General features: G+C 63.2%; 24 protein-coding genes and 1 pseudogene. 13 read left to right on the plus strand and 12 right to left on the minus strand.

The features are described from left to right. Positions 1 to 17: 17 nt before the first annotated feature. From AC0L24_RS11135 to AC0L24_RS11155, 5 genes and pseudogenes are all read left to right on the plus strand, one after another. Positions 18 to 1,661, plus strand: a complete 1,644-nt coding sequence (locus tag AC0L24_RS11135; RefSeq protein ID WP_127810625.1) for a N,N-dimethylformamidase beta subunit family domain-containing protein — start codon at positions 18 to 20, stop codon at positions 1,659 to 1,661. 1 nt (position 1,662) lies between these two features. Continuing rightward, the gene (locus AC0L24_RS11140; RefSeq protein WP_473563703.1) at positions 1,663 to 3,042 is read left to right on the plus strand and encodes an aminotransferase family protein; all 1,380 of its coding nucleotides are present in this window, start codon (positions 1,663 to 1,665) and stop codon (positions 3,040 to 3,042) included. Between the two features lie 10 nt (positions 3,043 to 3,052). Further along, positions 3,053 to 3,982 carry a 3,5-dioxohexanoate:acetyl-CoA acetone transferase gene (gene kce / locus AC0L24_RS11145; protein ID WP_127810627.1) on the plus strand — a complete coding sequence of 310 codons (930 nt, stop codon included), beginning with the start codon at positions 3,053 to 3,055 and terminating at the stop codon, positions 3,980 to 3,982. A 12-nt stretch (positions 3,983 to 3,994) separates the two neighbouring features. Beyond that, positions 3,995 to 4,510 (plus strand): GNAT family N-acetyltransferase, encoded by a 516-nt coding sequence (locus AC0L24_RS11150; RefSeq protein WP_128288662.1) that lies wholly within the window; start codon positions 3,995 to 3,997, stop codon positions 4,508 to 4,510. Further along, a pseudogene (locus tag AC0L24_RS11155) lies at positions 4,507 to 5,534 on the plus strand (histone deacetylase family protein). The gene AC0L24_RS11150 and the pseudogene AC0L24_RS11155 overlap by 4 nt, the downstream one beginning before the upstream one ends. A 15-nt stretch (positions 5,535 to 5,549) precedes the next feature. Here the strand turns inward: AC0L24_RS11155 and AC0L24_RS11160 are convergent. The 3 genes from AC0L24_RS11160 to AC0L24_RS11170 form a co-directional block, all read right to left on the minus strand. Next, entirely contained in the window at positions 5,550 to 6,815 is a 1,266-nt protein-coding gene (locus AC0L24_RS11160; protein ID WP_127810629.1) for a cysteine desulfurase-like protein, read from the minus strand. A gap of 51 nt (positions 6,816 to 6,866) precedes the next feature. After that, a complete protein-coding gene (locus AC0L24_RS11165; RefSeq protein WP_473563704.1) occupies positions 6,867 to 7,934 on the minus strand; it encodes an aldo/keto reductase in 1,068 nt (355 codons plus the stop codon). A 115-nt stretch (positions 7,935 to 8,049) separates the two neighbouring features. Further along, complete coding sequence (locus tag AC0L24_RS11170; protein ID WP_127321613.1) at positions 8,050 to 8,505, minus strand: hypothetical protein; 456 nt, start codon at positions 8,503 to 8,505, stop codon at positions 8,050 to 8,052. Positions 8,506 to 8,918: 413 nt separating this feature from the next. On the opposite strand from AC0L24_RS11170, the gene AC0L24_RS11175 reads away from it, so the two are divergent. Next, positions 8,919 to 9,083 carry a hypothetical protein gene (locus AC0L24_RS11175; RefSeq protein ID WP_023706483.1) on the plus strand — a complete coding sequence of 55 codons (165 nt, stop codon included), beginning with the start codon at positions 8,919 to 8,921 and terminating at the stop codon, positions 9,081 to 9,083. A 55-nt stretch (positions 9,084 to 9,138) separates the two neighbouring features. On the opposite strand, the gene AC0L24_RS11180 is transcribed toward AC0L24_RS11175, so the two are convergent. Further along, entirely contained in the window at positions 9,139 to 9,645 is a 507-nt protein-coding gene (locus tag AC0L24_RS11180; protein WP_127396334.1) for a DUF1993 domain-containing protein, read from the minus strand. A 137-nt stretch (positions 9,646 to 9,782) separates the two neighbouring features. Between AC0L24_RS11180 and AC0L24_RS11185 the strand changes: the two genes are divergently transcribed. Continuing rightward, complete coding sequence (locus tag AC0L24_RS11185) at positions 9,783 to 10,835, plus strand: DUF1176 domain-containing protein (RefSeq protein WP_473563705.1); 1,053 nt, start codon at positions 9,783 to 9,785, stop codon at positions 10,833 to 10,835. Between the two features lie 29 nt (positions 10,836 to 10,864). Here the strand turns inward: AC0L24_RS11185 and AC0L24_RS11190 are convergent, their stop codons facing one another. From AC0L24_RS11190 to AC0L24_RS11220, 7 genes are read right to left on the minus strand one after another with little or no spacing between them, the layout of a single operon-like run. Next, positions 10,865 to 11,755, minus strand: a complete 891-nt coding sequence (locus tag AC0L24_RS11190) for an alpha/beta hydrolase (protein WP_128288658.1) — start codon at positions 11,753 to 11,755, stop codon at positions 10,865 to 10,867. A gap of 32 nt (positions 11,756 to 11,787) precedes the next feature. Continuing rightward, the gene (locus AC0L24_RS11195) at positions 11,788 to 13,398 is read right to left on the minus strand and encodes an NTP transferase domain-containing protein (protein WP_473563706.1); all 1,611 of its coding nucleotides are present in this window, start codon (positions 13,396 to 13,398) and stop codon (positions 11,788 to 11,790) included. Beyond that, on the minus strand, positions 13,395 to 14,099 hold the full coding sequence (locus tag AC0L24_RS11200) for an XdhC family protein (protein WP_128288659.1): 705 nt from the start codon (positions 14,097 to 14,099) through the stop codon (positions 13,395 to 13,397). The genes AC0L24_RS11195 and AC0L24_RS11200 overlap by 4 nt, the downstream gene beginning before the upstream one ends. Positions 14,100 to 14,105: 6 nt before the next feature. Then, positions 14,106 to 14,444 carry an XdhC family protein gene (locus tag AC0L24_RS11205; RefSeq protein WP_013532112.1) on the minus strand — a complete coding sequence of 113 codons (339 nt, stop codon included), beginning with the start codon at positions 14,442 to 14,444 and terminating at the stop codon, positions 14,106 to 14,108. Between the two features lie 60 nt (positions 14,445 to 14,504). After that, complete coding sequence (locus AC0L24_RS11210; RefSeq protein WP_473563707.1) at positions 14,505 to 15,749, minus strand: vWA domain-containing protein; 1,245 nt, start codon at positions 15,747 to 15,749, stop codon at positions 14,505 to 14,507. A gap of 3 nt (positions 15,750 to 15,752) precedes the next feature. After that, positions 15,753 to 16,682 (minus strand): AAA family ATPase, encoded by a 930-nt coding sequence (locus AC0L24_RS11215; protein WP_023810354.1) that lies wholly within the window; start codon positions 16,680 to 16,682, stop codon positions 15,753 to 15,755. After that, the gene (locus AC0L24_RS11220; RefSeq protein ID WP_095791541.1) at positions 16,679 to 17,206 is read right to left on the minus strand and encodes a flavin reductase; all 528 of its coding nucleotides are present in this window, start codon (positions 17,204 to 17,206) and stop codon (positions 16,679 to 16,681) included. The genes AC0L24_RS11215 and AC0L24_RS11220 overlap by 4 nt, the downstream gene beginning before the upstream one ends. 178 nt (positions 17,207 to 17,384) lie before the next feature. On the opposite strand from AC0L24_RS11220, the gene AC0L24_RS11225 reads away from it, so the two are divergent. Together AC0L24_RS11225 and AC0L24_RS11230 are read left to right on the plus strand one after the other, a co-directional pair. Then, positions 17,385 to 18,458, plus strand: a complete 1,074-nt coding sequence (locus tag AC0L24_RS11225; RefSeq protein WP_473563708.1) for a branched-chain amino acid ABC transporter substrate-binding protein — start codon at positions 17,385 to 17,387, stop codon at positions 18,456 to 18,458. Next, the gene (locus tag AC0L24_RS11230) at positions 18,458 to 19,483 is read left to right on the plus strand and encodes a P1 family peptidase (protein ID WP_473563709.1); all 1,026 of its coding nucleotides are present in this window, start codon (positions 18,458 to 18,460) and stop codon (positions 19,481 to 19,483) included. The genes AC0L24_RS11225 and AC0L24_RS11230 overlap by 1 nt, the downstream gene beginning before the upstream one ends. Before the next feature lie 8 nt (positions 19,484 to 19,491). On the opposite strand, the gene AC0L24_RS11235 is transcribed toward AC0L24_RS11230, so the two are convergent. Continuing rightward, on the minus strand, positions 19,492 to 19,746 hold the full coding sequence (locus AC0L24_RS11235; RefSeq protein ID WP_127810636.1) for a DUF2171 domain-containing protein: 255 nt from the start codon (positions 19,744 to 19,746) through the stop codon (positions 19,492 to 19,494). 128 nt (positions 19,747 to 19,874) lie between these two features. Between AC0L24_RS11235 and AC0L24_RS11240 the strand changes: the two genes are divergently transcribed. The 4 genes from AC0L24_RS11240 to AC0L24_RS11255 all read left to right on the plus strand — a co-directional run. After that, positions 19,875 to 20,600 (plus strand): DUF2259 domain-containing protein, encoded by a 726-nt coding sequence (locus AC0L24_RS11240; RefSeq protein ID WP_127810637.1) that lies wholly within the window; start codon positions 19,875 to 19,877, stop codon positions 20,598 to 20,600. Between the two features lie 107 nt (positions 20,601 to 20,707). Then, positions 20,708 to 21,121 (plus strand): hypothetical protein, encoded by a 414-nt coding sequence (locus AC0L24_RS11245; RefSeq protein WP_127810638.1) that lies wholly within the window; start codon positions 20,708 to 20,710, stop codon positions 21,119 to 21,121. Between the two features lie 59 nt (positions 21,122 to 21,180). Continuing rightward, on the plus strand, positions 21,181 to 22,488 hold the full coding sequence (purB, locus tag AC0L24_RS11250; RefSeq protein WP_292137962.1) for an adenylosuccinate lyase: 1,308 nt from the start codon (positions 21,181 to 21,183) through the stop codon (positions 22,486 to 22,488). Between the two features lie 255 nt (positions 22,489 to 22,743). Continuing rightward, positions 22,744 to 23,165 (plus strand): helix-turn-helix domain-containing protein (locus tag AC0L24_RS11255; RefSeq protein WP_473563710.1); only part of this gene is annotated, 422 nt, incomplete at its 3' end.

Below are 23,165 nucleotides of genomic sequence, written 5' to 3' on the forward strand. Positions count from 1 at the left end.
GACCTTTTCAGGTGTTCATGACCCATCTGCCGACCGAATTCCCCGATTTCGGACTGACACCGGAGCAGCGCCGCCACGCGGTGCGTGGCCATTATTACGAATGGCCGGGGATGGATGGCGAGCGCGGCGAGATCTGGTGCTACAGCGACCGGTTTTCCTATCGCGCCGGAGAGACTGTGGCCTTGCATGTCAGCTCGACAGCTGCGACGTTCGGCATGACAATCATCCGGGATGGCGGCAGCGAAACCAAAGTGTTCGAGAAATCGGGCATCGCAGCACGCTGGCAGGAAAGTCCGGAACAATGTTCGGCTGAAGGCTGCGGCTGGGACGCTTCGCTCGAATTCCGTGTCGAGAACGACTGGCCGTCCGGAGCCTATCGGGTCACGCTGACCGCAGACGGGCGCGACGGCAAGCCGATCCAATACCACCATATTTTCATCGTCAGCCCGCAGCCGGGCCGTAAACCCGGCCGTGTGCTGCAGGTGGCGGCGACGGGCACCTGGCTGGCCTACAACACCTGGGGCGGCTCCAACCACTACCAGGGCATCACCGGGCCGGACCGCAACCAGTATTCGCCCATCGTGTCGACGCAACGCCCCTGGTGCCGCGGCTTCGTCGTGCTGCCGAAAGATGCGCCGCGTGTGCCGCTGGAAGTCGCCGTGCCGCCGAAGACGGTGCCGCGTTATCCGCATATGGAATGGGCGCTCGCCACCGGCCATTCGAAAAAGTACGCCTCGTCGGGCTGGGCGAGCTACGATAGCCACTTCTTCCGCTTTGCCGAGCGGGCCGGCTATCAAGTCGATCTCGCCAGCCAGCATGATCTCCATTTTTCGCCCGAAATTCTCGACGGCTACGACTGCGCCGTCTTCGTCGGCCATGATGAATACTGGACCTGGGAAATGCGCGACGCCGTCGACGCCTATGTCGAGCGCGGCGGCCATGCGGCGCGCTTTGCCGGCAATTTCATGTGGCAGACGCGGCTGGAAGACGAGGCCCGCCGGCAGGTCTGCTACAAATATCGCTCGCGTGCCGAAGACCCCGCCTATCTCCCAGGCGGCGACGTCACCCGCGCCACCAATTCCTGGGAAGCGCCGGAAATCGGCCGGCCGGGTTCGGCGACCTTCGGGCTCAACGCGACGCGCGGGGTCTATACCGGTTGGGGCGGCTGCGCGCCGCGCGGCGTGCGTGGTTTTCCGGTCTATAGGCCCGAGCATTGGGCCTTTGCCGGCACCGGCATCTACTATGGTGACCTGCTGGGCGCCGACAGCCATGTCTATGGCTATGAGGTCGACGGGCTCGACTTCGAGATACGCGGCGGCCTGCCCTACCCGACCGCTACCAGCGGCGCGCCAGACGGCTTGCAGGTTCTCGCCGTCGCCATGGCGAGCCAGGTCGAGGAAAGCGCCGATATCCCGATCGAGGACCAGTTTCTCACCGACGAAGACGGCCGCTTCACCGCCGAGACGCTGTTCGGCGAGGCGAGCGACGCCAATCTGGAAAAGGTCAAACGCGGCAACGGCATGATCGTCAATTTCCCGCGCGGCAAGGGCGAGGTGTTCCACGCCGGAACCTGCGAATGGGTCGCCGGCCTGCTAAGACAGGACCCGATGGTCGAACGCGTCACAAAAAATGTCCTCGATCGTTATCTCGGAAAGTCCTGACATGTCGAAAGTCCAGACCGCCACGCAAGCCACTGACGCCCGGCGAGACTCGCATCTGTTCTATCTGTCCAGCCTGCGCCGGCCGCTGATCGACCGTGCCGAGGGCATCTATATGTGGACGCAGGATGGCCGCCGCTTCATCGACGGCTCGAGCGGCCCGATGGTTGCCAATATCGGCCATTCAAACCGCAATGTGCTGGATGCCATGAAGCGGCAGATGGACCGCGCCACCTTTGCCTATCGGCTGCATTTCGAGAACGAGCCGGCCGAGGAGTTGGCACGCGAACTGGCCGGCAAGCTGCCGGAAGGCATGGACCGAATCTTCTTCGTCTCGGGCGGCTCGGAAGCGACCGAATCCTGCATCAAGCTGGCGCGGCAATGGGCCGTCGCCACCGGCCAGGTCAGCCGCTGGAAGGTGATCACCCGCTTCCCCTCCTATCATGGCGGCACGCTGGGTTCGCTCTCGGTCACCGGCGACGATGCGCTGGCCGAAACGTTCGAGCCGATGATGCGGGCGATGCCGACCGTGCCGGCGCCGAATGCCTGGCGCGACCGCGACAACCTCTCGATGGACCAGCGCGGCATCCGCTATGCCGACATGCTGGAGGAGAAGATTCTTGCGGAAGGTCCAGACAGCGTGGTCGCTTTCATCATGGAGCCGATCGGCGGTGCGGCGACCGCGGCACTGGTCGCGCCGGACAGCTATTACCCGCGCATCCGCGAGATCTGCGACCGCTACGGCATCCTGCTCATCCACGACGAGGTGATGAGCGGCGCCGGCCGCACCGGCAAATTCCTCGGCGGCGACCACTGGAACTGCAAGCCCGACATCGTCGCGCTGTCGAAGGGGCTGGGTTCGGGCTATGCGCCGCTTGGCGCGCTCGCCGCCCCGATGCGGCTGGTGCAGCCGCTGCTTGACTCCGGCGGCTTCCAGCACGGCCACACCTATGCCGGCAATCCGCTGGCCTGCGCCGCCGGGCTTGCCGTGCTCGGTGAAATGGACCGGCTTGGCCTGATCGCCAATGCGGCCGCCATGGGCGACGTGCTGATGGACGAGCTGAAGGGGCTGGCGAAGCGGTTTCCGTTCATCGCCAACGTGCGCGGCAAGGGCCTGCTCACCGGCGCCCAGATGGTTGCTGATCCAGAGACGCTGAGGCCGATCGACCAGACCAAGAAAGCCACGCAGCGGCTGCTCGACCTCGCCTATGAGCGCGGGCTGATCATCTATGGCCGCAGGGTCAAGGGCGGCGTCGACGGCGACAATTTCATGGTCGCGCCGCCGATGATCGTCACCAGCGAACAGGTCGGCGAGATCGTTTCCATCATCGGCGACTCGCTGGAGTCGCTGGCTGCCGAACTCGACCTGCCGGTCGAAGGCTGAGGCGACAAAGATGGCGCCTAGAAAAGTCATCATCACCTGCGCCGTCACCGGCTCGGTGCACACGCCGTCGATGTCGCCCTATCTGCCGGTGACGCCGGACCAGATTGCCACTGAGGCGATCGCCGCTGCGGAAGCCGGGGCCTCGATCCTGCATCTGCACGCCCGCGACCCGAGGGATGGCCGCCCGACCGCCGATCCGGACGTCTACATGCAGTTTTTGCCGCGCATCAAGCAGGCGACCGATGCGGTGATCAACATCACCACCGGTGGCTCATCGCTGATGACGCTCGATCAGCGGCTGGCAGCCCCTTTGCGGGCCGAACCCGAAATGTGCTCGCTCAATATGGGCTCGATGAATTTCGCGCTGTTCCCGATGCTCGACAGGCCGAGGGAATGGCAGCACGAATGGGAGCCGAAGCTGCTCGAAGCGACGCGCGACACCATCTTCAAGAACACGTTTGCCGATATGGAGGGCGTGCTGGAGAGGCTGGGCAAGGGCTGCGGCACGCGCTTCGAATTCGAATGCTACGATGTTGGCCATCTCTACTCGCTGGCGCATTTCCGCGACCGAGGGCTGGTGTCTGGCCCATTGTTCATCCAGTTCGTGCTGGGCATTCTGGGCGGCATCGGCGCCGATCCCGACAATCTCGTCCATATGAAGCGGATCGCCGACAAATTGTTCGGCGACAGCTACCAGTTCTCCGTGCTGGCCGCCGGCCGTCAGCAGATGCCGCTGATCTCGATCGCGGCGGCCATGGGCGGCAATGTCCGTGTCGGGCTGGAGGACAGTCTCTATGACGGCCGCCAGCTGGCGAAATCCAATGCCGATCAGGTGCGCCGCATCCGTGGCATTCTCGACGGGCTGTCGCTGGAGGTTGCAACGCCAACCGAAGCACGCGACATGCTGGCGCTCAAGGGCGGCGACCGGGTGGCGTTTTGAGAGACGACCGTGATCAATCCAACATCCAATGACGTCCTCTTACGCCCCGGCCGGATCGAAGACGTCGAAACCATCCACGCGGCGATCCTGAAGCTCGGCACGCATATCGGTGCGCCGGAGGAAATCATCTCCACACCCGACGATCTCAGAATGTACGGCTTTGGCGAAAAACCCGCCTTTTCGACCCTGATCGCCGAAGTCGGCGGGGAATTTGCCGGGCTTTGCCTGCATTTTCCGATCTTTTCAACCTGGATGGGGCGGCCTGGAGTCTATGTGCAGGACCTCTATGTCGAGGATCGTTTTCGCGGCCGCAAGATCGGCGAGCGGCTGCTGCGGCACGTTGCGGCGCAGTGCCGGAACGAAGGCGGCGTTTATCTCCGACTGTCGGTCGACACCGACAATGAAGGTGCCAAGACCTTCTATGAAAGGCTGGGCATCGCCTGGTCGAGCTATGAGCAGACCCAAAAAATCATCGGCGAGGCGTTCTTTGCCTTCGCCGATGCGCCCCAAAACGAGGATCCGGAATGAAAGCCTTCTATGCCGAGGAACAGAAGCGTCACGACCCCAAGGCCTTTCTGTCAAGCGGTGCGGCACAGCCCAATCCGGAAAAGCCGGAGCGCGTGGAGAGATTGTTAGCCGGCGCAAAATATGCTGGCTGCACGATCGAGCGGCCTCGGGATCATGGGCTCGGCCCGGTCGCGGCTGTGCATACGCCCGAATACCTTGATTTCCTCGAGCATATCTACACGCGCTGGCAGCGCATCGAGGGCGCTTCGGCCGAAGTGATCCCCAACATCCATCCGATCGCGCGCAACGGCTCCTACCGGCCTCGGCAGTCGGCCAGGCCGGCTACCACATGGCCGATACTGCTTGCCCGATCTCGGGCGAGACTTGGCAAAGCGCGCTGTGGAGCGCCTGGAGCGCGGTCGACGCGGCCGAGGCGGTGATGTCAGGCGCGCCGGCCGCCTATGCGCTATGCCGCCCGCCCGGCCACCACGCCTTTGCCGATGTCGCCGGCGGCTTCTGTTTCATCAACAACTCGGCCGTCGCGGCGCAGGTTCTGCGTAAGCAGGCCGCACGGGTGGCGATCCTCGATGTCGACCTGCATCACGGCAACGGCACGCAAGGCATCTTCTACGCACGGCCGGATGTGCTGACCGTCTCGCTGCATGCCGATCCGGTGCGCTTCTATCCGTTCTTCTGGGGTCATGCCGACGAGCGCGGCGAAGGCCCCGGCCTCGGCTACAATTTCAACCTGCCGCTGCCGCGCAAATCCGCCGACGCGGCGTTTCTCGAGGCGCTCGAGGTGGCGTTCCAGCGCATCCGGGCCTTTTCGCCGGACGCGCTGGTCGTTGCGCTCGGCCTCGACGCGTTCGAGGGCGATCCGTTCGGCGGACTTTCGGTGACGACGCCTGGCTTCTCGCGCATCGGCGAGGCTATCGCCAAGCTCGATCTGCCGACGGTCATCGTCCAGGAAGGCGGCTATCTCTGCGACGAACTCGGCGACAATCTGACTGCGTTCCTCACCGGCTTCGGCGGCAAGACGCGGTGAATGCTCAAGCCAGCGTCAGGAGCGCTGCTGCCTGAGCATGGCGATCACACGGTGTACGCTCTCCAGCGTCTCGTCGATTTCGGCTGCAGTGTTGTAGTGGGCGATGCCGATACGCACGACGCCATGCTCGGCTGGAATGCCGAGCTGGTGGACGATCTCCCAGGCGTAGTTATGGCCGGACCACAGGAAGATGTTTTCGGCATTCATCTGCCGCACGATCGTTTCGGGCACGATGCCATCGACGGTGAAGGAAACCGTCGGCACGCGCTCGCCGAGCCGCTTCGGATCGGTAATGCCCCGGATGGTCAGGCCCTCGATATCGGACAGGCCATCGATCAGCTGTTGCGCCAGCGGGTTTTCATAGGCGATCGAAACCGCAAACGCCTTGGCAATCTTCTGCCTTCTTGAACCGCCCTCGCCCGCCGCCGCGCCAAGGTCGGCAAAGTAATCGACCGCGGCCGTGAGGCCGGCCATCAGCTCGATCTGCGGCGTGCCGAGTTCGAACCGCTCCGGCAAGCCGTTGGACGAGCAGCGGCATTTGTAGGGCTGCAGGTCGTCGATGACGTCGCGCCGGCCCCACAATATGCCCATATGGGGGCCGAAGAATTTGTAGGCCGAACAGATCAGGAAATCGCAGCCGAGTTCCTGCACGTCGATCAGGCCATGCGGCGCGAACTGGACGGCGTCGACATAGACAAGGGCCCCGGCATTCCTGGCTATGGCGGTCAGCGCCTTCACCCGGTTGATCGAGCCGGTCAAATTGCTGGCGTAGTTCAACGCGACCAGCCGTGTCTTCTCGGAAAGCAGACCAGCCAGCGTCGCCTCTTCGACCTGCCAGCTCTTTTCGTCGAACGGCAGCCAGCGCACGACGAGCCCGAGATCCTCGGCCAGCTGCAGCCAGGGCGACACATTGCCCTCATGGTCCATGCGGGTGAGGATGATCTCGTCGCCGGGCTGCATCGTGCGGCCGAGCGTGCGCGACATGTGATAGGTCAGCGTCGTCATGTTGGCGCCGATGATGATTTCCTCAGGGCTCGCCGAGCCAAGGAAATCGGCCATGGCCTGGTGCGCTTCATCAACGACCTGCTGTGCGGCAAGCGTCGTTTCGAAATAGCCGCCAAGGTTGGCATTGGTGGTCAAAAGGCAGCGCGACACGGCGTCCGCGACCGCCTGTGGCACCTGCGTGCCGGCAGGGTTATCGAGATAGATGCGGCGGCGGCCCTTGTCGGTCAGGAAGAGAGCCGGAAATTTTTCACGCACTGCCTCGACTGGAAAATTCATTGCTGCCCGCTCCCATTGTGCTCATTCAGTATTCGGAGACTGACGACCTGTTCAAGGACAGGGATTGCCGACCCGCTGGTGGATCGCGTCCACCGCCTTCTGCATTTCTTCGGTCCAGGTGACGTCGACGGAAGACAGCGCCATGTCGAGCTGCGAAAGCGTCGTTGCGCCGACGATGTTGGAGGCTACGAACGGCCGGCTCGAGACATAGGCATTGGCAAACAGTGCCGGCTCCAGGCCAAAGGAGCGCGCCAGCTCATTGTACTCAAGTTGCGCTTCAGCGGCACCTGGCGTCTCGTAGCGCTGGCCGCGATTGAACAGCTGCGAGCGGGACCCCTGCGGTCGCGCGCCATGGTCGTATTTGCCGGTGAGATAGCCCTGGGCCAGCGGCGAATAGGGCAGCAACGACACTTGCTCGCGCTCACAGACCTCGGCGAGGTTTACCTCGAAAGTGCGGTTGACGAGATTGTAAGCGTTCTGGATCGACGCGACGCGCGGGCCGATGCCCTTGTCGGCTTCGGCAAGGAACCGCATCACGCCCCAGGAACTCTCGTTCGACAGCCCGAAATGGCGGATCTTTCCAGCCTTCACCAGTTCGTCGAAGACGCCAAGCGTCTCGGCGATCGGTGTTTCGTCGGCCGGTGCGCCGACGGAATCGGCGCGCGGCGACATGGCGCCGACGCGCGTCGGATTGGCACCCCAGGGGATATCCCGCTCCGGCCAGTGGATCTGATAGAGGTCGATATAGTCGGTGCCGAGCTTGGCCAGCGACTTGTCGATGGCGTCAAAGATATCGGCGCGCACCAGTTGCGACGGCCTGTCGCCGCGAAACCATGCGTTGGCCGTGCGGCCGACGACCTTCGAGGCCAGGATCACCTTGTCGCGGTTGCCCTTGGCCTTCATCCAGCTGCCGATGATCCTTTCGGTCCGTCCCTGCGTCTCCGCCTTGGGCGGGATCGGATAGAGCTCAGCGGTGTCGATGAAATTGACGCCACGCGAGAAAGCCAGGTCCATCTGGGCGTGGCCTTCGGCCTCGGTGTTCTGCTGGCCCCAGGTCATGGAGCCCAGGCAGATCTGGGTCACAAGAAGATCGGTCCGACCGAGACGGCGTTTGTGCATGAAATTCGGCTCCGGAGGAAGGCTGGCGCGACTGCGCGGAGGAAGCCGCATCTATAGGCAAAGCAGAGCCGCTCTCCAAGCCTCGCCAGACCGACTTTTGCGTGAACCAGCCGGGTTAGCGGCGAGCACCGGCTAGTGCACGGCGCTTGGCCTCGTCGATCAGCATGTTGGCCACTTGCATTCGGATCATGGCGCGCTGGCGCAAATGCGGGGCGACACGGTCGGGATGGTTGGCAAAGGCAAAGCGGCGGCGCATGCGGCTGAAGTCGGCGATTTGCTTGGGCTGATCGAGGCCAAGTTCGACGGCGATGGCTTCGGGATCGATCGGCGGCAGCTTTTCCTCGGGCTTTGGCTCTTCGCCGGCGAGAGCCAGCTTGGCATGATCGAGCAAGGCGGCGAATTCCGTCGCCAGATCCGCGCCCGCCTCGCGATATTCGGCAGCGGAAACCTTGATGCGGCCGGAATGGAGTTCATCGGCCACCGAAAGATAGTCAAACGGGATGGATGGACGAGCGCCGGCCTCTTCGCCCTCGCCATTCTTGTCGGGGGCGATGAAGAGGTCGTCGAGCAAGGAAGCGAAATCCCGCTTGGCGCCAGTAGCGATGTCAGCCTCCCCCTCGCCCGACCATTCGGGTATCAAAGCATAGAACCGGCTCGTTAAAAATGCATGGCACCGATCTTAACGAATTTAGCCTTCGCCTCGTCTACCGCTTCACCCACCGCAATCCCAAAAACAAAAGCCGGACTGCATTTTCACGCAGTCCGGAATTCGCCAGGAGTGGCGAGGAAAAACCGGCCATGTAGCCAGCATTCGAGGCTACGATACGCACCGGCCAAAAGTTTCGCCGGGTTGCAGAAAATGGCGAAAAAATTCGCCAAGACAAAAATTCGCCAAGACATGGCAGGTATGCAAATGCTGCACTGCACAATTGTCACGATTCACCTATATTGGCTGGCGTGGAGGACCAATTTGGGGCTTGAATCATGGGTTTCTTCACTGAAATGTTCGCCCGGCCGCGGCCGCAGGAGCATCTGAGATACCGCTCGGCGCTCGCGCTGCTTCATTCGATGAGCAATGCCGACCGTGCCGACATCGGTATCAAGCCGGCCGACTTCCCCCGCATCGCCCGCGAAATGTCCGTTCGCTAGGTACTTCCGGAGATGTCCCGGATCGATCCGGGACATCTCCAAAAAACTCAATTCCCTAGCGCGATCCCAGGAACGTCGCCTTGCCCAACGGCACGCCATTGTGGCGAAGAATGTCGTAGGCCGTGGTGAGGTGGAAATAGAAGTTGGGCATGGCCACATGCAGCAGATACTGCAGGCCGGGCATCGAACTTTCCCGTCCGCCAAGCTTCAGCTCGATGATCTTGTCGTCGGAGCCGTCGAACTCGGCAGCCGAAAAAGTCGCCAGAAGGTCGAGCGTCTTCGTGATGCGAGCCTGGACATCGGCAAAACTCGCCTCGTTGTCCTCATATTTCGGCACTTCGCGGCCGGCGAGCCGTGACGGCGCGCCCTTGGCATGATCGGTGGCGATCTGCACCTGCCTGGTCAAGGCGAACATGTCTGGCGCGAGCCGCGCCGTCAGAAACACCTGCGGGTCGATCTTGCGGTCAAGCGCATTCTGTTCGGCGGTCGCCAGCACATCGGAAAGCGCTTTCAGCCTGGCCGAAAACACCGGCACGGACGCCTCATACATCGATATCGTCACGTCAAATCTCCTGTCCGGCCGAACGCCGGCGGACGCGACGTAGCGCCTTCGCGCGCGATTCTTCAAGTCCGTCGAGCCTGCGTCACCACGTTGCCGCAATCGCCGTCGTAGAATCCTCTATCGAGCGGAGGTTCCCGATGAGACGCGCCCTTTTCGCAGCGACTGCCTTTCTCTCCCTGGCACCGATCGGCCAGACGGTATTGGCTGCCGACGATGCCCCCGAAGCACCCTATATCGACGATCGGTCGAGCGCCGACGCGGTTGTCCGTTCGCTGTACAGCGCCATCAGCCGGCACGAATTCGTCCGCGCATGGGGGTATTTCGGCGATACAAAGCCGGCAAAGGATTTCGATAGTTTCGTCAAGGGCTATGATGGGACGGACAAGGTCGAAGTCCAGACCGGGACGGTTTCCGACGAAGGCGCGGCTGGCAGCATTTTCTACAACGTCCCCGTCGCCATCCGCGCGACGGACAAGGCTGGCGGCGAAAAGGTCTTTGCCGGGTGCTATACGCTGCGCCAGGTGAATGCCCAGATCCAGGCGGGGCCGCCCTTCGATCCAATCCATATCGAAAAAGGCGCGCTAAAACCCTCCACCGCCGATTTCGAAGAGGCGCTGCCACCAAGCTGCGGCGACGGGCCGCCACCGCCAAAGAAAGACACCGCACTGGAGCAGGCCAAGAAGGCCTTTCTGGCAACCTATGGCGACCAGTGCGACAAGCAGTTCCTTGCCAATGAGCCGACCGTTTTTTCGATTAAATACAAGGACAAGGATGCGCAGCCCGGCGATCCCGACAAGGAGACGCGGCTGTTCCATTTTTCCTGCTCGGCCGCGGCCTACAATGAAAGCTCGATCTACTACATGACCGACGACGTGTCGGGCGTGCAGCAGTTGCAGTTCGCCGAGCCCAAGATGGACATCCGCTACGAGAACAATGACAGCAACGGCAAATTGCTGGGCATGAGTATCGTCGGTTTCCAGACGTCGGGCTGGGCAGTCAATTCCGCCTATGACGAGGCTGCCCACACGATCACCACGTTCAACAAGTGGCGCGGCATCGGCGATGCGTCCGACGCAGGGACGTATCTGTTCCGCAATGGCAATTTCTCGCTGGTCCAGTATGACGTCGATGCGTCCTATGACGGCGAGCAAAATCCCGAGACTGTCATCGACTACAACACGGCGCCCTGAGCGTCACACGAGCTTGCAGGCTGCGTCGATCAGGGCGCCTTCGACAGCATCCAGTTGAGCGTGCCGCGCCAGTCGGTCATGCGGATCGGAGTGCCATGGGTGCCGGTCTCGAAGCGGACGAAGCGGGTCGGATAGGTCTTCGATTTGGTCAGGATCGAGCGAAAGAACGCCTCCTGCTTTGCCACGGGGTAGACCACGTCATGGCTGCCCTGGCCGAAGAAGACCGGCACGCGGCGCTTGAAGGCCGGGCTGGTGAAAAAGCTCTCATCCCACAGCGAACCGAGCAGCAGCAGGCCGTTGATGCGGCCGCCCATGTCCTTGCGCGCGGCCAGCTTCCAGCACAGCGCGCCGCCCATAGAGCCGCAGGCGACGAAGATCTTCGCGCCTGGCGACTGTTCGGCATAATGACCGATCAGCGCCGCCACCTGCGCCGCTCCCGTATCGCCGAAATCGGGGAAATCAGGACTGAGATAGAGGCCGCCATTGCCGGCCATCAGGTTCTTGAGCCGGTTGAAATTGCCGCCGAATGTGAAGTCGTCGACACCCTGCTTGCGGCTGCCGCCCTGCCCGTGCAGATAAAGCACGATGATGCCGGCGCCCTCGGTCTTGCCGACGGCGACATGCCTGACATCGCCGGCATCGGTCTTCAGCAACAGATCCTGCTGCATCTTGCGGACGCTGGTGTCGGTGTATTGGGCGTTCACCCGCCGCTCCGGCACCTGGTCACGCTGGTTGATGTCGCGCATCTCGCGGTAGTCGATGACCGTGTAGGTGCCGTTGATGTCAGACGACAGCGTGGGCGGATAGGCGAAGAGATCGTCCTTGAAGGGTTTTAGGGACAGCGTCTGGCTTTGCGCGGCCGAAGACAGCAACGCGGTCGCGACTGCAAAGGCACAGAAAATTTGGCAGCGAATAGACATGCCCAAGGCATGCGTAATTCGCCTTGGGTTTGTCAATCCTGCAGCACGCCGCCGGCGCCTTCGAGTGCCTCGCGTGTGTCGACATCGACTGACGCCGCCGCGCCGATTTCGACATCGATGACATCGAGCCCTTCGGTCTCGACCAGATGGCGCGCGCCGGTGTCGCCTTCGAGATGGGCGATCGCCGGAAACAGCGAGCGCGGCAAAAGCACAGGGTTGCCGCGCTTGCCGTCATGCGAGGCGCGGACCACCGCATTGCCGCCGGCCTTGCGGAAAGCATCGATCAATCTGTCGAGATCATCGGACGTGATATCAGGCATGTCACCGAGAACGATCATCACGCAGGCGGAATCTTCCGGCAGATAGGCGATGCCGGCTTTCAGCGAGGTGGACAGGCCCTCGGCAAAATCGGGATTGTCAGCGAAGGTCACGTCGAGGCCCGCCAGCGCAGCGCGCACCCGCTCGCGCTGGTGGCCGGTGACGATGACAGTGCCGGACGCCTTCGAGCCGAGCGCCCGCTCGGCGGTGCGGCGCACAAGCGGCTTGCCGTCGAACAGCGCCAAAAGCTTGTTCGGCCCGCCCATGCGGCTTGAGCGGCCAGCGGCCAGCAGCACGATGCCGACCTTGAGCTGGCTTTTGGCCGGCAGCGGTTCGCGCGGCTGCGGCCGTGTCGGGATTTCCATCAACAGCCCGCCGACCCCCATGGCGGCAATATCCCTGGCCGTCACGTCGAGGCCAGCGATCAACCGGTCCAGCACCCAGTCGAAACCATTCTCCTTGGGGCTGCGGGCGCAGCCGGGCGCGCCGATGATGCGCTTGCCATCGAGCGTGCCGAGCACCAGCAGATTGCCGGGATCGACCGGCATGCCCGCGCGGATGACTGCACCACCCGCCTTCTCGATCGCCGCGGGAATGACATCGGCAAAATCGCTCATCGCCGAAGCGCCGAAGATCACCACCATGTCGTTGTCGCGCGCCAGCGAAGCCGTGGCCTCCGCCACCTGAGCGATCTCATGCGGCGTGCGGCGCTCCCCAGTCAGCCTGCCGCCCGTGCGCGCCAGCCGCGCTTCCGTGACGCGCAGCGTCTTGTCGAGGACGGAAGGCTTGATGCCGGGCAGAACCGTCTGGATGACGCCGACACGCACGGGCCGGTAGGCATTGACGGCAAAGATCTCGCCTGCGGCGCAGATTTTCGTCGCAGCGTCGACCAGCGCTGAACTGACCGCGAAGGGAATGATCTTCACGGTCGCGACCATCTGGCCTTTCTCGACCGGCGCATGCTGCGCCAGCGTGGCGATGGTGATGGCGGGATCAATGGCATTGATGGCATCGATGAAAGCGGCATCGACCGTGAAGATGCCCGGCGCCTTGGCATGGAGATTGACCCGCCCGGTCGCGGCAGGCCTGACTTCGATCCCGCGAAAGGTCATGCTCTCGGCGATCGTCTGCGCGGCGGCATCCTCGCCGAGGTCGTCGACGGCCAGCACGGCCGCAACGACCTCAGAAATGCCGGCAGCCCGCAGCAGCGCCACATCTTCAGCGCTCAGCCTGTGCGCCTTGCGGAAGCGGCGTTCGCCGGCGGTGGTCGAATGCGCCAGCACCGCGCCTTCCGCGGTCTCGATCGGGATCGGGCCGAATTTCACGCCGCCGCGCCCTTGGCATCAAGACCGCGCGAGCGGAAGGCGTGGATTGCCTGGGCCAACACCGCAACGGCGATCTCTCCCGGGCTGGCAGCACCGATGTCGAGCCCGATCGGCGCATGGATACGGGCGATCTGATCGGCGCTCGCGCCCAGCGCCAGCAGGCGTTCGACCCGCTTGGCATGCGTCTTCCTGCTGCCGAGCGCCCCGACATAGAAACAGTTGGCGTCGAGCGCGGCCTTCAGCGCGAAATCATCGACCTTCGGATCATGGGTGACGGCGGCAAGTGCGGTGTAGCTGTCGAGCGGCTGGCGCTTCAGCACATCCTCCGGCCATTCGGCATGGAGCGCCACGTCGGGAAAGCGGTCCGGCGTAGCGAAAGCGGTGCGCGGATCGATGATCTCCACGGGATAGCCGGCGATCTTCGCCATCGGCGCCAGCGCCTGGCTGATGTGTACGGCGCCGATCACCACGAGGCGTGGCTGCGGCAGATGCGCGTTGAGAAAGAAAGTCCTCCCTTCGGCCTCGACCGAACCGGAATTGCCTGTGCGAAACGCCCTGGCGATGGCAGCGCCGAGATCGCCGGCGACCTGATCGCCCTCGCGCACAATCCGGTCGCGGCCGTCACCGAGATCGGTGACCAGGATCGCCGCGCGGCGAGCGCGTCGTTCGGCGTTCAAAATTTTTAAGGCGTAGGGATCCATCCGAGATCAGCCCAGTCTTTCCACGTACACCTTGATGCGGCCGCCACAGGACAAGCCGACCTGCCATGCGGTTTCATCGGCAACACCGAACTCCAGCATCCTGGCCTTGCCGCTGTCGATGACGTCGATGGCCTCGCTGACCACAGCGCCTTCGACGCAGCCGCCGGAAACGGAGCCGTGGAAATTGCCGTCGGCATCAATGACCAGATGGCTGCCTACAGGTCGGGGCGCCGATCCCCAGGTCTCGACCACTGTCGCGATGGCCACGTCCTTGCCGTCCTTCATCCAGCCCTCCGCGATGATCAGCGGGTCGCGGGCCTCATCCAGATAAATGCTGTTTTCCATGACCGTTTCTCCAGAAGTCTGTTTTTCTCGGGATCTGTTTTCCGGGTGGGAAAGATATGGTTATGCGGCGTGCCTCGCGCCAGCTTCCAGCCGTCGGCGCGGATCGACGGATTGTGCCGACTTCTTGTCCAATGACGCGCAGAGATCGGCCAGCGCATCGAGATTGTGCACCGAGCGGAACTCGTCGACATGCGGCAGCATCGCCTTGACGCCACGGGCGCGCGCTTGGAAGCCGTCGAAGCGCAGCAATGGGTTCAGCCAGATCAGACGCCGGCAGGATTTGTGCAGGCGCTCCATTTCCTCCGACAGGCCGTCGACATCGTCGCGCTCCAACCCGTCGGTGATCAGAAGCACGACCGCCCCCTGCCCCAGCACGCGCCGCGACCATATCAGGTTGAACTCGGCAAGTGTGTCGCCGATGCGGGTGCCGCCCGACCAGTCCTTGACCGCCGCAGAACAGTCGGCAAGTGCTGCATCGGGATCGCGGTGGCGCATCTGCCGGGTCAGATTGGTCAGCCTTGTGCCAAAAACGAACGTGTGCACGCGCCGGCGTTTTTCCGTGAGCGCATGCAGGAAATGCAGGAAGATGCGCGTGTACTGGCTCATCGAGCCTGAAATGTCGGCCAGAACCACCAAAGGCGGATGAACTTCGCGGGCTGAGCGGAATTTCGGCAGAATCAGTTCGCCGCCGGTGCGCGCAGCCGAACGCATCATGGCGCGCGGATCGATGCGGCGGCCATGCGCATCGGCCTTGAAGCGCCGGGTCCGCACCATGTCGAAAGGCAACCGCAACTGCGCGATCGCCTTCTTGGCGTCGGCCATCTCGGCGGCGTTCATCTGGGCAAAATCCTTGGCCCGCAGCACCTCGTTGCCGGAAAAAGTGAAGCGGGCGTCGACCTCGATCTCGGGAATTTCCTGTGGCGGCTGGTTCTTCTGGTGGCCCTCGAACATCGCCTGGCTGACCCGGTTTTCAGCGGCGCGTCGCTTCTGCTTTTCCCTGGTGTCGGGTGCCACCGGCGAAAACATAGCCAGCATCTTCTCGATCAGTTCGCGCGACTTCCAGAACAGCCGGAAGGCTTCGTCGAAAGTGGCGTGATCCTCATGCCGCGACACCAGCACGGCGTGCAGCGTCCAGTAGAAATCGTCGCGCGAACCAATGCCGGCGGCGAGCACCGCCTCGATGGCGTCCTTGACCGAGGCCGGCCCGACCCGCATGCCGGCCTTGCGTAAGGTGCGGGCAAAATAGACGATGTTGTCGGCAATCCGCCCGTGCGGCATGGCCTCTTTCGGTTCGGGGCGCGGCATCGCCTACTCCGCCGCCGAAAGCTCGGCCTTCACCTCGTTGAGGATGCGCCGGCCTTCGCCCTGTTCGATGCGGGCAATGTCGTCCTGGTATTTCAACAGCACGCCGATCGTGTCGGAGACGGTTTCCGGATCGAGCGCCACCTTGTCGAGTTCGGTCAGCGCGCCGGCCCAGTCGATGGTTTCGGCGACGCCAGGCACCTTGAACAATTCGATCTGGCGCAGCTTCTGGATGAAGGAGACCACTTCGGCCGAAAGCCGCTGGTTGGCCTGCGGCACCTTACGGCGCACGATCTCGAGTTCGCGCTCGGCGTTGGGATAGTCGACCCAGTGATAGAGGCAGCGCCGCTTCAGCGCATCGTGGATTTCGCGGGTGCGATTGGTGGTGATGATGACGATCGGCGGTTCTTCCGCCTTTATGGTGCCGAGTTCGGGCACCGTCACCTGGAAGTCGGACAGGATTTCGAGCAGAAAGGCCTCGAAGGCCTCGTCGGTGCGGTCGAGCTCATCGATCAGGAAAACCGGGGCAGCGCCCGTCTTTCCGGTCAGCGCATCGAGCACCGGGCGGCGGATCAGGTATTTTTCGGAAAAGACGTTGCGCTCCATGGCGGAGCGCTCGACCTTGCCGGCCGCCTCCTCCATGCGGATCTCGATCATCTGCGCGGCGTAGTTCCACTCATAGACGGCGGACGAAACGTCGAGGCCTTCATAGCACTGCAGGCGGATCAGCCGGCGACCGAGCGCCTGTGCCAACACCTTGGCGATCTCGGTCTTGCCGACGCCGGCCTCGCCCTCGAGGAAAAGCGGCCGCTTCATACGCAACGACAGGAACAGCACGGTCGCCAGCGACCGGTCCGCCACATAGTCTGCACCGGTCAGGAGATCGAGCGTCTCGTCGATCGTCCGTGGCGCGGCGCGCGGTTTCAGCTCGGTCATTCTTTCTCCGTGAACGCCGCCGCTCCGCTGTCCAGAACGTGGTAGCCGCGGGCGTGGTAAATCAGCGGCCGCAAATTATCGCCCATACGCAGACCTGTCACCTTGCCAAAAAGCACACGATGGGTGGCCAGATCCTTGGTGTCGATCAATTCGCAGTCGAACACGGCAAGCGCGCCTTTCAGGGTCGGCGCGCCGGTGGAGATCACATCCCATTCGCCAAGCGCGAAACGTTCCTCGACCGGCAGGCCGGTGATGCCGGAAAAGCCGACCGACAGCGGCTCCTGGTGCGAGGCCAGCGTGTTCAGGGCAAACCTGCCGTTTTTCACGAACAACTCATTCTTGGCATTTTCGCGGTTGAGACAGACCAGGATGGTCGGCGGCGTGTCCGACACCGAACAGGCGGCGATTACCGTCGTGCCGCGCTTGCCGGCCGGCCCGTCGGTGGTGACCACATGGACGTGGCCGGCAAAGTGGCTCATCGCGTCGCGATAGGCCTGCGGCCCAATGTCGTTCTTCTTCAGCACCGGAATTTTTCCATGGTCAGGATCCTACCGACATATATGGCCAGACATAGCCCGCCACAAGCGAAGTGCCTGAGCCATATCCCGAAATTCGCGTGTTGCACCAAGGCCGTGCAGCCTTTAGGTCTTGGCGGCATAGTGCCGGGAGCATAGAGCCGGCACGGAGGGACCCATCGCTCGAATGCGACCCAGGACAAGAACAATAGCGGCGCTGTTCTGGCTGTTTCTGGCCAGTGCCGCGAATGCCCAGACGCTGCTCGTCGGCGTCGCGGCACCGCTATCGGGACCATCTGCCATTCTCGGCAAGCAGATCGAGGCCGGGACCGGCCTGGCGGCCGACGCGAACGGCATCGAACTGAAGACCGTGGATGACGCCTGCACCGCCGATGGTGGCGCTGTCGCGGCCAGGGAATTCGCCGCTGCCAAGGTCAATATCGTGGTCGGCTTTCTCTGCACCGAGGCGATCGAGGCGGCGATGCCGATCCTGAAGGACGCCGGCATTCCGGTCATCACCATTGGCGTACGGACCGAAAGCCTGACCGACCGCCGCGCCAAGACCGGCTGGCCGGTCTATCGCCTCGGGCCACGCGGCGACGATGAGCGCAACGCCATCGCGTCCGCCCTCACCCATCTATGGCAGAACGAGCTGTTCGCCATTATCGACGACGGCACCATCTACGGACGTGAGATCGTCGAGACGTTGCGGGCAGCGGCCGAACAGGCAGCGCTGAAACCGGTATTCGTCGACACGTTCCGGCCACAGCTCGACAACCAGATCGGCATCATCGGCCGGCTGAAGAAGGCTGGCGCGACGCATGTCTTTGCCGGTGGCGACGGCGACGACATCGCCATCATGGGCCGCGATGCCGCACAGCTTCAGGCGGGCATCGTCTTTGCCGGCGGCGAAAATCTCCGCACACCGCCGGGCGATGTACCCTATGCCGTGGGCACGCTGATGATCGCACTGCCTGAATGGGCCGATGTCGCCGATCCAAAAGTGCTGGCGGCATTTGACGCTAAGAAGATCGTGCCTGACGGCTATGCGCTGCCGGCCTTTGCGGCGGTCGAAATCGCCAAGGCAGCATCAGGCTTGTCCGAAAGCTCGGGCAAGCCGCTGACGGAGGCCCTGACCGGACAGGATTTCACCACGGCGATCGGGCCGATCCGCTTTGATGCAAAAGGCGACCTCAGCCAGAGTCCCTACCGCGTCTTCCGTTTCGACGGCACGCGCTTCGCGCCCTTGGAAAGCAACTGATGTTTCGCACCGGCCCACGCAACCTGATCACCGACGTTGCCGGCCTGCGCGTCGGCAATGCGTCCGACGCCAGCCTGAAGTCCGGCGTCACGACCGTGCTTTGCGACACGCCGACAGTGGCCGGCGTTCAGATCCTGGGCGGCGCGCCGGGCACCCGCGAGACAGAGCTGCTCGAACCGCACAATTCCGTCGATGTGGTGCACGCCGTCGTGCTTTCAGGCGGTTCGGCTTTCGGCCTCGACGCGGCGTCCGGCGTGCAGGCGGCATTGCGCGAACGCGGCATCGGCCTGGAGGTCGGTGGCTTTCGCGTGCCGATCGTGCCGTCGGCGATCCTGTTCGACCTGCGCAATGGCGGCGACAAGGATTGGGGCCGTTATCCGCCCTACCGCGAGCTTGGCTATGAAGCCGCGCAAACCGCCACCGCCGATTTCCAGCTTGGCACGATTGGGGCCGGCACCGGCGCGCTGACCTCGGGGCTAAAAGGCGGCCTCGGCTCCGCCTCGACGCTGCTGGATAGCGGCGTCACCGTCGGTGCGCTGGCCGCCGTCAACCCGACCGGTTCGGTGACAACAGGCCGAACCCGCCATTTCTGGGCGGCACCATTCGAAATCGGCGACGAATTCGGCGGGCTTGGTTACCCCTCGCCGATGCCGGCCGATGCGAAACGGATTCTTTTGAAACACCGCGACAAGCATGTTGGCAGGCAGATGGAGATCGGCGGCAACACCACCATCGCCGTCATTGCCACCGATGCGGTGCTCACAAAAGCTGCCGCCAAGCGCCTGGCGATATCGGCGCATGACGGGTTCGTGCGCGCGATATGGCCGACGCACACACCGGCCGATGGCGACCTTGTGTTCGCGCTGGCGACCGGCACGAGCGGTATCGAACTCTCCGCCGATGCGGCGATCGATCTCTACGCCGCAGCCGGCGCCACCATGGCGCGCGCCATCAGCCGCGGCGTCTATGCGGCAACGCCTGCCGAAAACGATCTGTTTCCGGTCTGGTCGTCACGCCTGAGGTGAAGCGATAATCAGACCCGATCGGACTTTTCTTCCTCGAACGTCACCGCGACATCGGAATTCGCCGACAGCCAGACCTTCTTGCCGTCGACTTCGGCAATCAGGCTCAGGGGAATATAGTGATGATGGCCCTTGTGAGCGCCCTCGCCGCTATCGGTCTTGGTCAGCTTGATGCGCTGGCCATCGACCTTGTCGACAGTGCCGACATGCACGCCGTCGGCGCCGACGACTTCCATATGCTCGCGAATTTTGCTGGTGTCGGTCATGGTGGTTCTCCATTGGGACTGCCGACCATAACAAATGACGGGCCGATTGGATGCATCGGCTTTCGCACCGCACGACGTTTTGATTTCGGCGTGCTAGGGGATTGAGACGATCACGGGGGTGAAGACCGATGCGAATGCTCTTTCTGTTTGCCGTTGGCCTGCTTGCACAGTTTGCCACCTCGATCGCGGCCCATGCCGGCGATGTCGCCGAACTTGAAATCCTCGGCTTCACCAAGGACGGCAGCGTCTTTGCTTTCGAGGAATATGGCGTGCAGGATGGATCGGGTTTTCCCTATGCCAACCGCTACTACATCGACACCGGCACCGACAGCTTTCTCAAAGGCACGCCGATCCGGGTCCGGCTTGAGAACGAGAATGCCAAACTGGATGCGGCGCGCCTTCAGGCCCTGCAAAAAGGCGAAGCCATTGTCAGTCAGGCCGAGTTGGACGCCAATCGCGGCATCACCGCCGGTTTCAACCCGGTGACCGAACTTTCGGCCGATCCGCACCGGATGGCAGTCAACCCGCGCCCGATCTTTTCGCCGGTCGACCCACCGCTCGAGTTTCGGCTCGACGAGCTCGGCATGAACAACACCGAGGGCTGCGAGAGCCAGGGCGAGATCAACGGCTTCCGGCTGCTGCGTATCGAGGCGCAGGATGGCGGCACGACCAAGCTGCTGCACGAGGACAAGTCGATACCGAGAAGCCGGGGTTGCCCGAACGGCTACCGCATCGGCGCTGTGCAGACCTTTTCGATGGACAGTCTCAGCGCCTATGCCGTGCTGATCGCGGTGCGCCAATACGGCTTTGAAGGCCCGGACTTTCGCTGGATCGCGGTGACCGGCCGCCTGTGACACCGCTTGTCCCACCCGCCCCGCGCGATCGTTCGCTGAACCGCCTTCGCCGCGCGATACCGACGCCGCGCACTGCGTTTTATGGCGCCTTGCTATGGGCCACGACGATGGGCGCCAGCGCGCTCGTCAGCCTGTCGTTGGACGACTGGGAGACGCCGGCGAAAATCCGCATTGTCACCGCGCTGTTTGCGGTGGGAGCTGCGCTGGCTTTTCCCATCGGCCTGTTCGCGGCGCGGCTGGTCTCGCAGGGAAGACGCTGGGAAGTCGCCTTTGCCGCGGCCTTCGTGTGCCTAGCCGCGGCGACGATCGGCCTGACCGCCGGGCTGTTTGCCCTGCAGTACCGCTCCTACTACGCCGAGTGGCATGCCCCTGCTTTCACCCACACCTGGGTCCTGCAGTTCATCTTCACGACGCTGATTGCGCTCTACCAGTTCGTGGTGCTGGGCATCCGGCTCTATTTTCCAGTTGGTTTCATCGCTCTGTTTGCCGCGGGCGTCTGGTTTGCGCGCCAGCAGCGTTGAGCATTTTGCTCGCCTCTGTTAGGACGCGGGCAAACTTCTCGATATGTCAGGACTGACCGATGATCCCTCGCTATTCCCGGCCGGAAATGGTCGCCATCTGGTCGCCAGAAACCCGGTTCCGCATCTGGTTCGAGATCGAAGCCTATGCCTGCGACGCGCTGGCCGAACTCGGCGTCATCCCCAGGGAAGCGGCAAAAACCATCTGGGAAAAGGGCGGGGCGGCAAAATTCGATGTCGAGGCGATCGACGAGATCGAGCGCGTCACCAAGCATGACGTCATCGCCTTCCTCACCCATCTCGCCGAATTCGTCGGCCCGGACGCCCGCTTCATCCACCAGGGGATGACCTCGTCCGATGTTCTCGACACCTGCTTTGCGGTGCAGCTTACCCGCGCCAGCGATATCCTGCTCGCCGATATCGATGGCCTGCTTGCTGCCCTCAAGCGCCGTGCCTTCGAGCACAAGGACACCGTCACCATCGGCCGCAGCCATGGCATCCATGCCGAGCCGACGACCTTTGGCGTCAAGCTGGCGCAGGCCTATGCCGAATTCTCGCGCTGCCGCGAGCGGTTGGTGCACGCGCGCGAAGACATCGCCACCTGCGCGATTTCGGGCGCGGTCGGCACCTTCGCCAACATCGACCCCTATGTCGAGGAACACGTCGCGGCGAAGCTCGGCCTGAAACCCGAGCCGGTGTCGACGCAAGTGATCCCGCGCGACCGCCATGCCATGTTCTTTGCCACGCTCGGCGTCATCGCGTCGTCGGTCGAGCGGCTGTCGATCGAAATCCGGCATTTGCAGCGCACCGAAGTGCTGGAGGCGGAAGAGTATTTTTCGCCGGGCCAGAAGGGCTCGTCGGCCATGCCGCACAAGCGCAACCCGGTGCTGACCGAAAACCTCACCGGCCTCGCCCGCATGGTGCGGTCGATGGCGCTACCGGCGATGGAGAATGTGGCGCTCTGGCACGAGCGCGACATCTCGCACTCCTCGGTCGAGCGCATGATCGGCCCGGATGCCACCGTGACGCTCGATTTCGCACTGTCACGGCTGACCGGCGTCATCGACAAGCTGCTCGTCTATCCCGACAACATGCTGAAGAACATGAACAAGTTCCGCGGCCTCGTGCATTCGCAGCGCGTCATGCTGGCGCTGACCCAAGCCGGCCTGTCGCGCGAAGACTCCTACCGGCTGGTGCAGCGCAACGCCATGAGAGTGTGGGAGCAAGGCGCTGATTTCCTTGAGGAACTTTTGGCCGACAAGGAAGTGACCGCAGCGCTGCCGGAAGCCGAAATCCGCGAGAAATTCGACCTGGGCTATCACACCAAGCATGTCGACACGATCTTCAAGCGGGTGTTTGGGGAAGCCTGAGCTTCCTTCTCCCCGTCACTATACGGGGAGAAGGTGCCGGCAGGCGGATGAGGGGCGGTGCCGACTTCGGCGACGATCGCACCTATTCACGCTTTGACAAATTCACGACTTTGGCGCTGCCCCTCATTGCCCTGCCGGGCATTTCTCCCCGTATAGTGACGGGGAGAAAGACGCTCTGTCCGAACCCGATAGATAGGTAACAGAATGGACTGATTAGATGGGTGACAGTTTTCTTGTCCGCCGGGAGGACCGGCGATGGTTTGGCGAGAGACTGGCATCATGGATGAGCGGCTTCGGTTTGTTGTGGAATGCCTTTCTGGCGAGGAGACGATGACGCAGCTGTGTACTGCCTTCGAGATCTCGCGCAAGACCGGGTACAAATGGCTTGGACGCTACCGGGAGTTCGGGCCGGAAGGCCTGCATGATCTGCCGCGGGCGCCGCTCGAGCACGGCCGGGCAACGGCAGCGGAGCTGGTGGAGCGGATCGTGGCGGAGAAGGAAGCGCATCCGCTGTGGGGGCCCAAGAAGATCATGGCCCGGCTGAAGCGTGCGGAGCCCTGCTGCGGTTGGCCTGCGGTCTCGACGGCCGGTGAGATCCTGAAGCGGCATGGACTTGTGGGGCGTAAGCGCAGGCGCTGGAAGGCGGCCGGCAACGGTCCATGGCCGGAGCCCGAGGG

The sequence above is a fragment of the Mesorhizobium sp. WSM4809 genome (assembly GCF_055811655.1).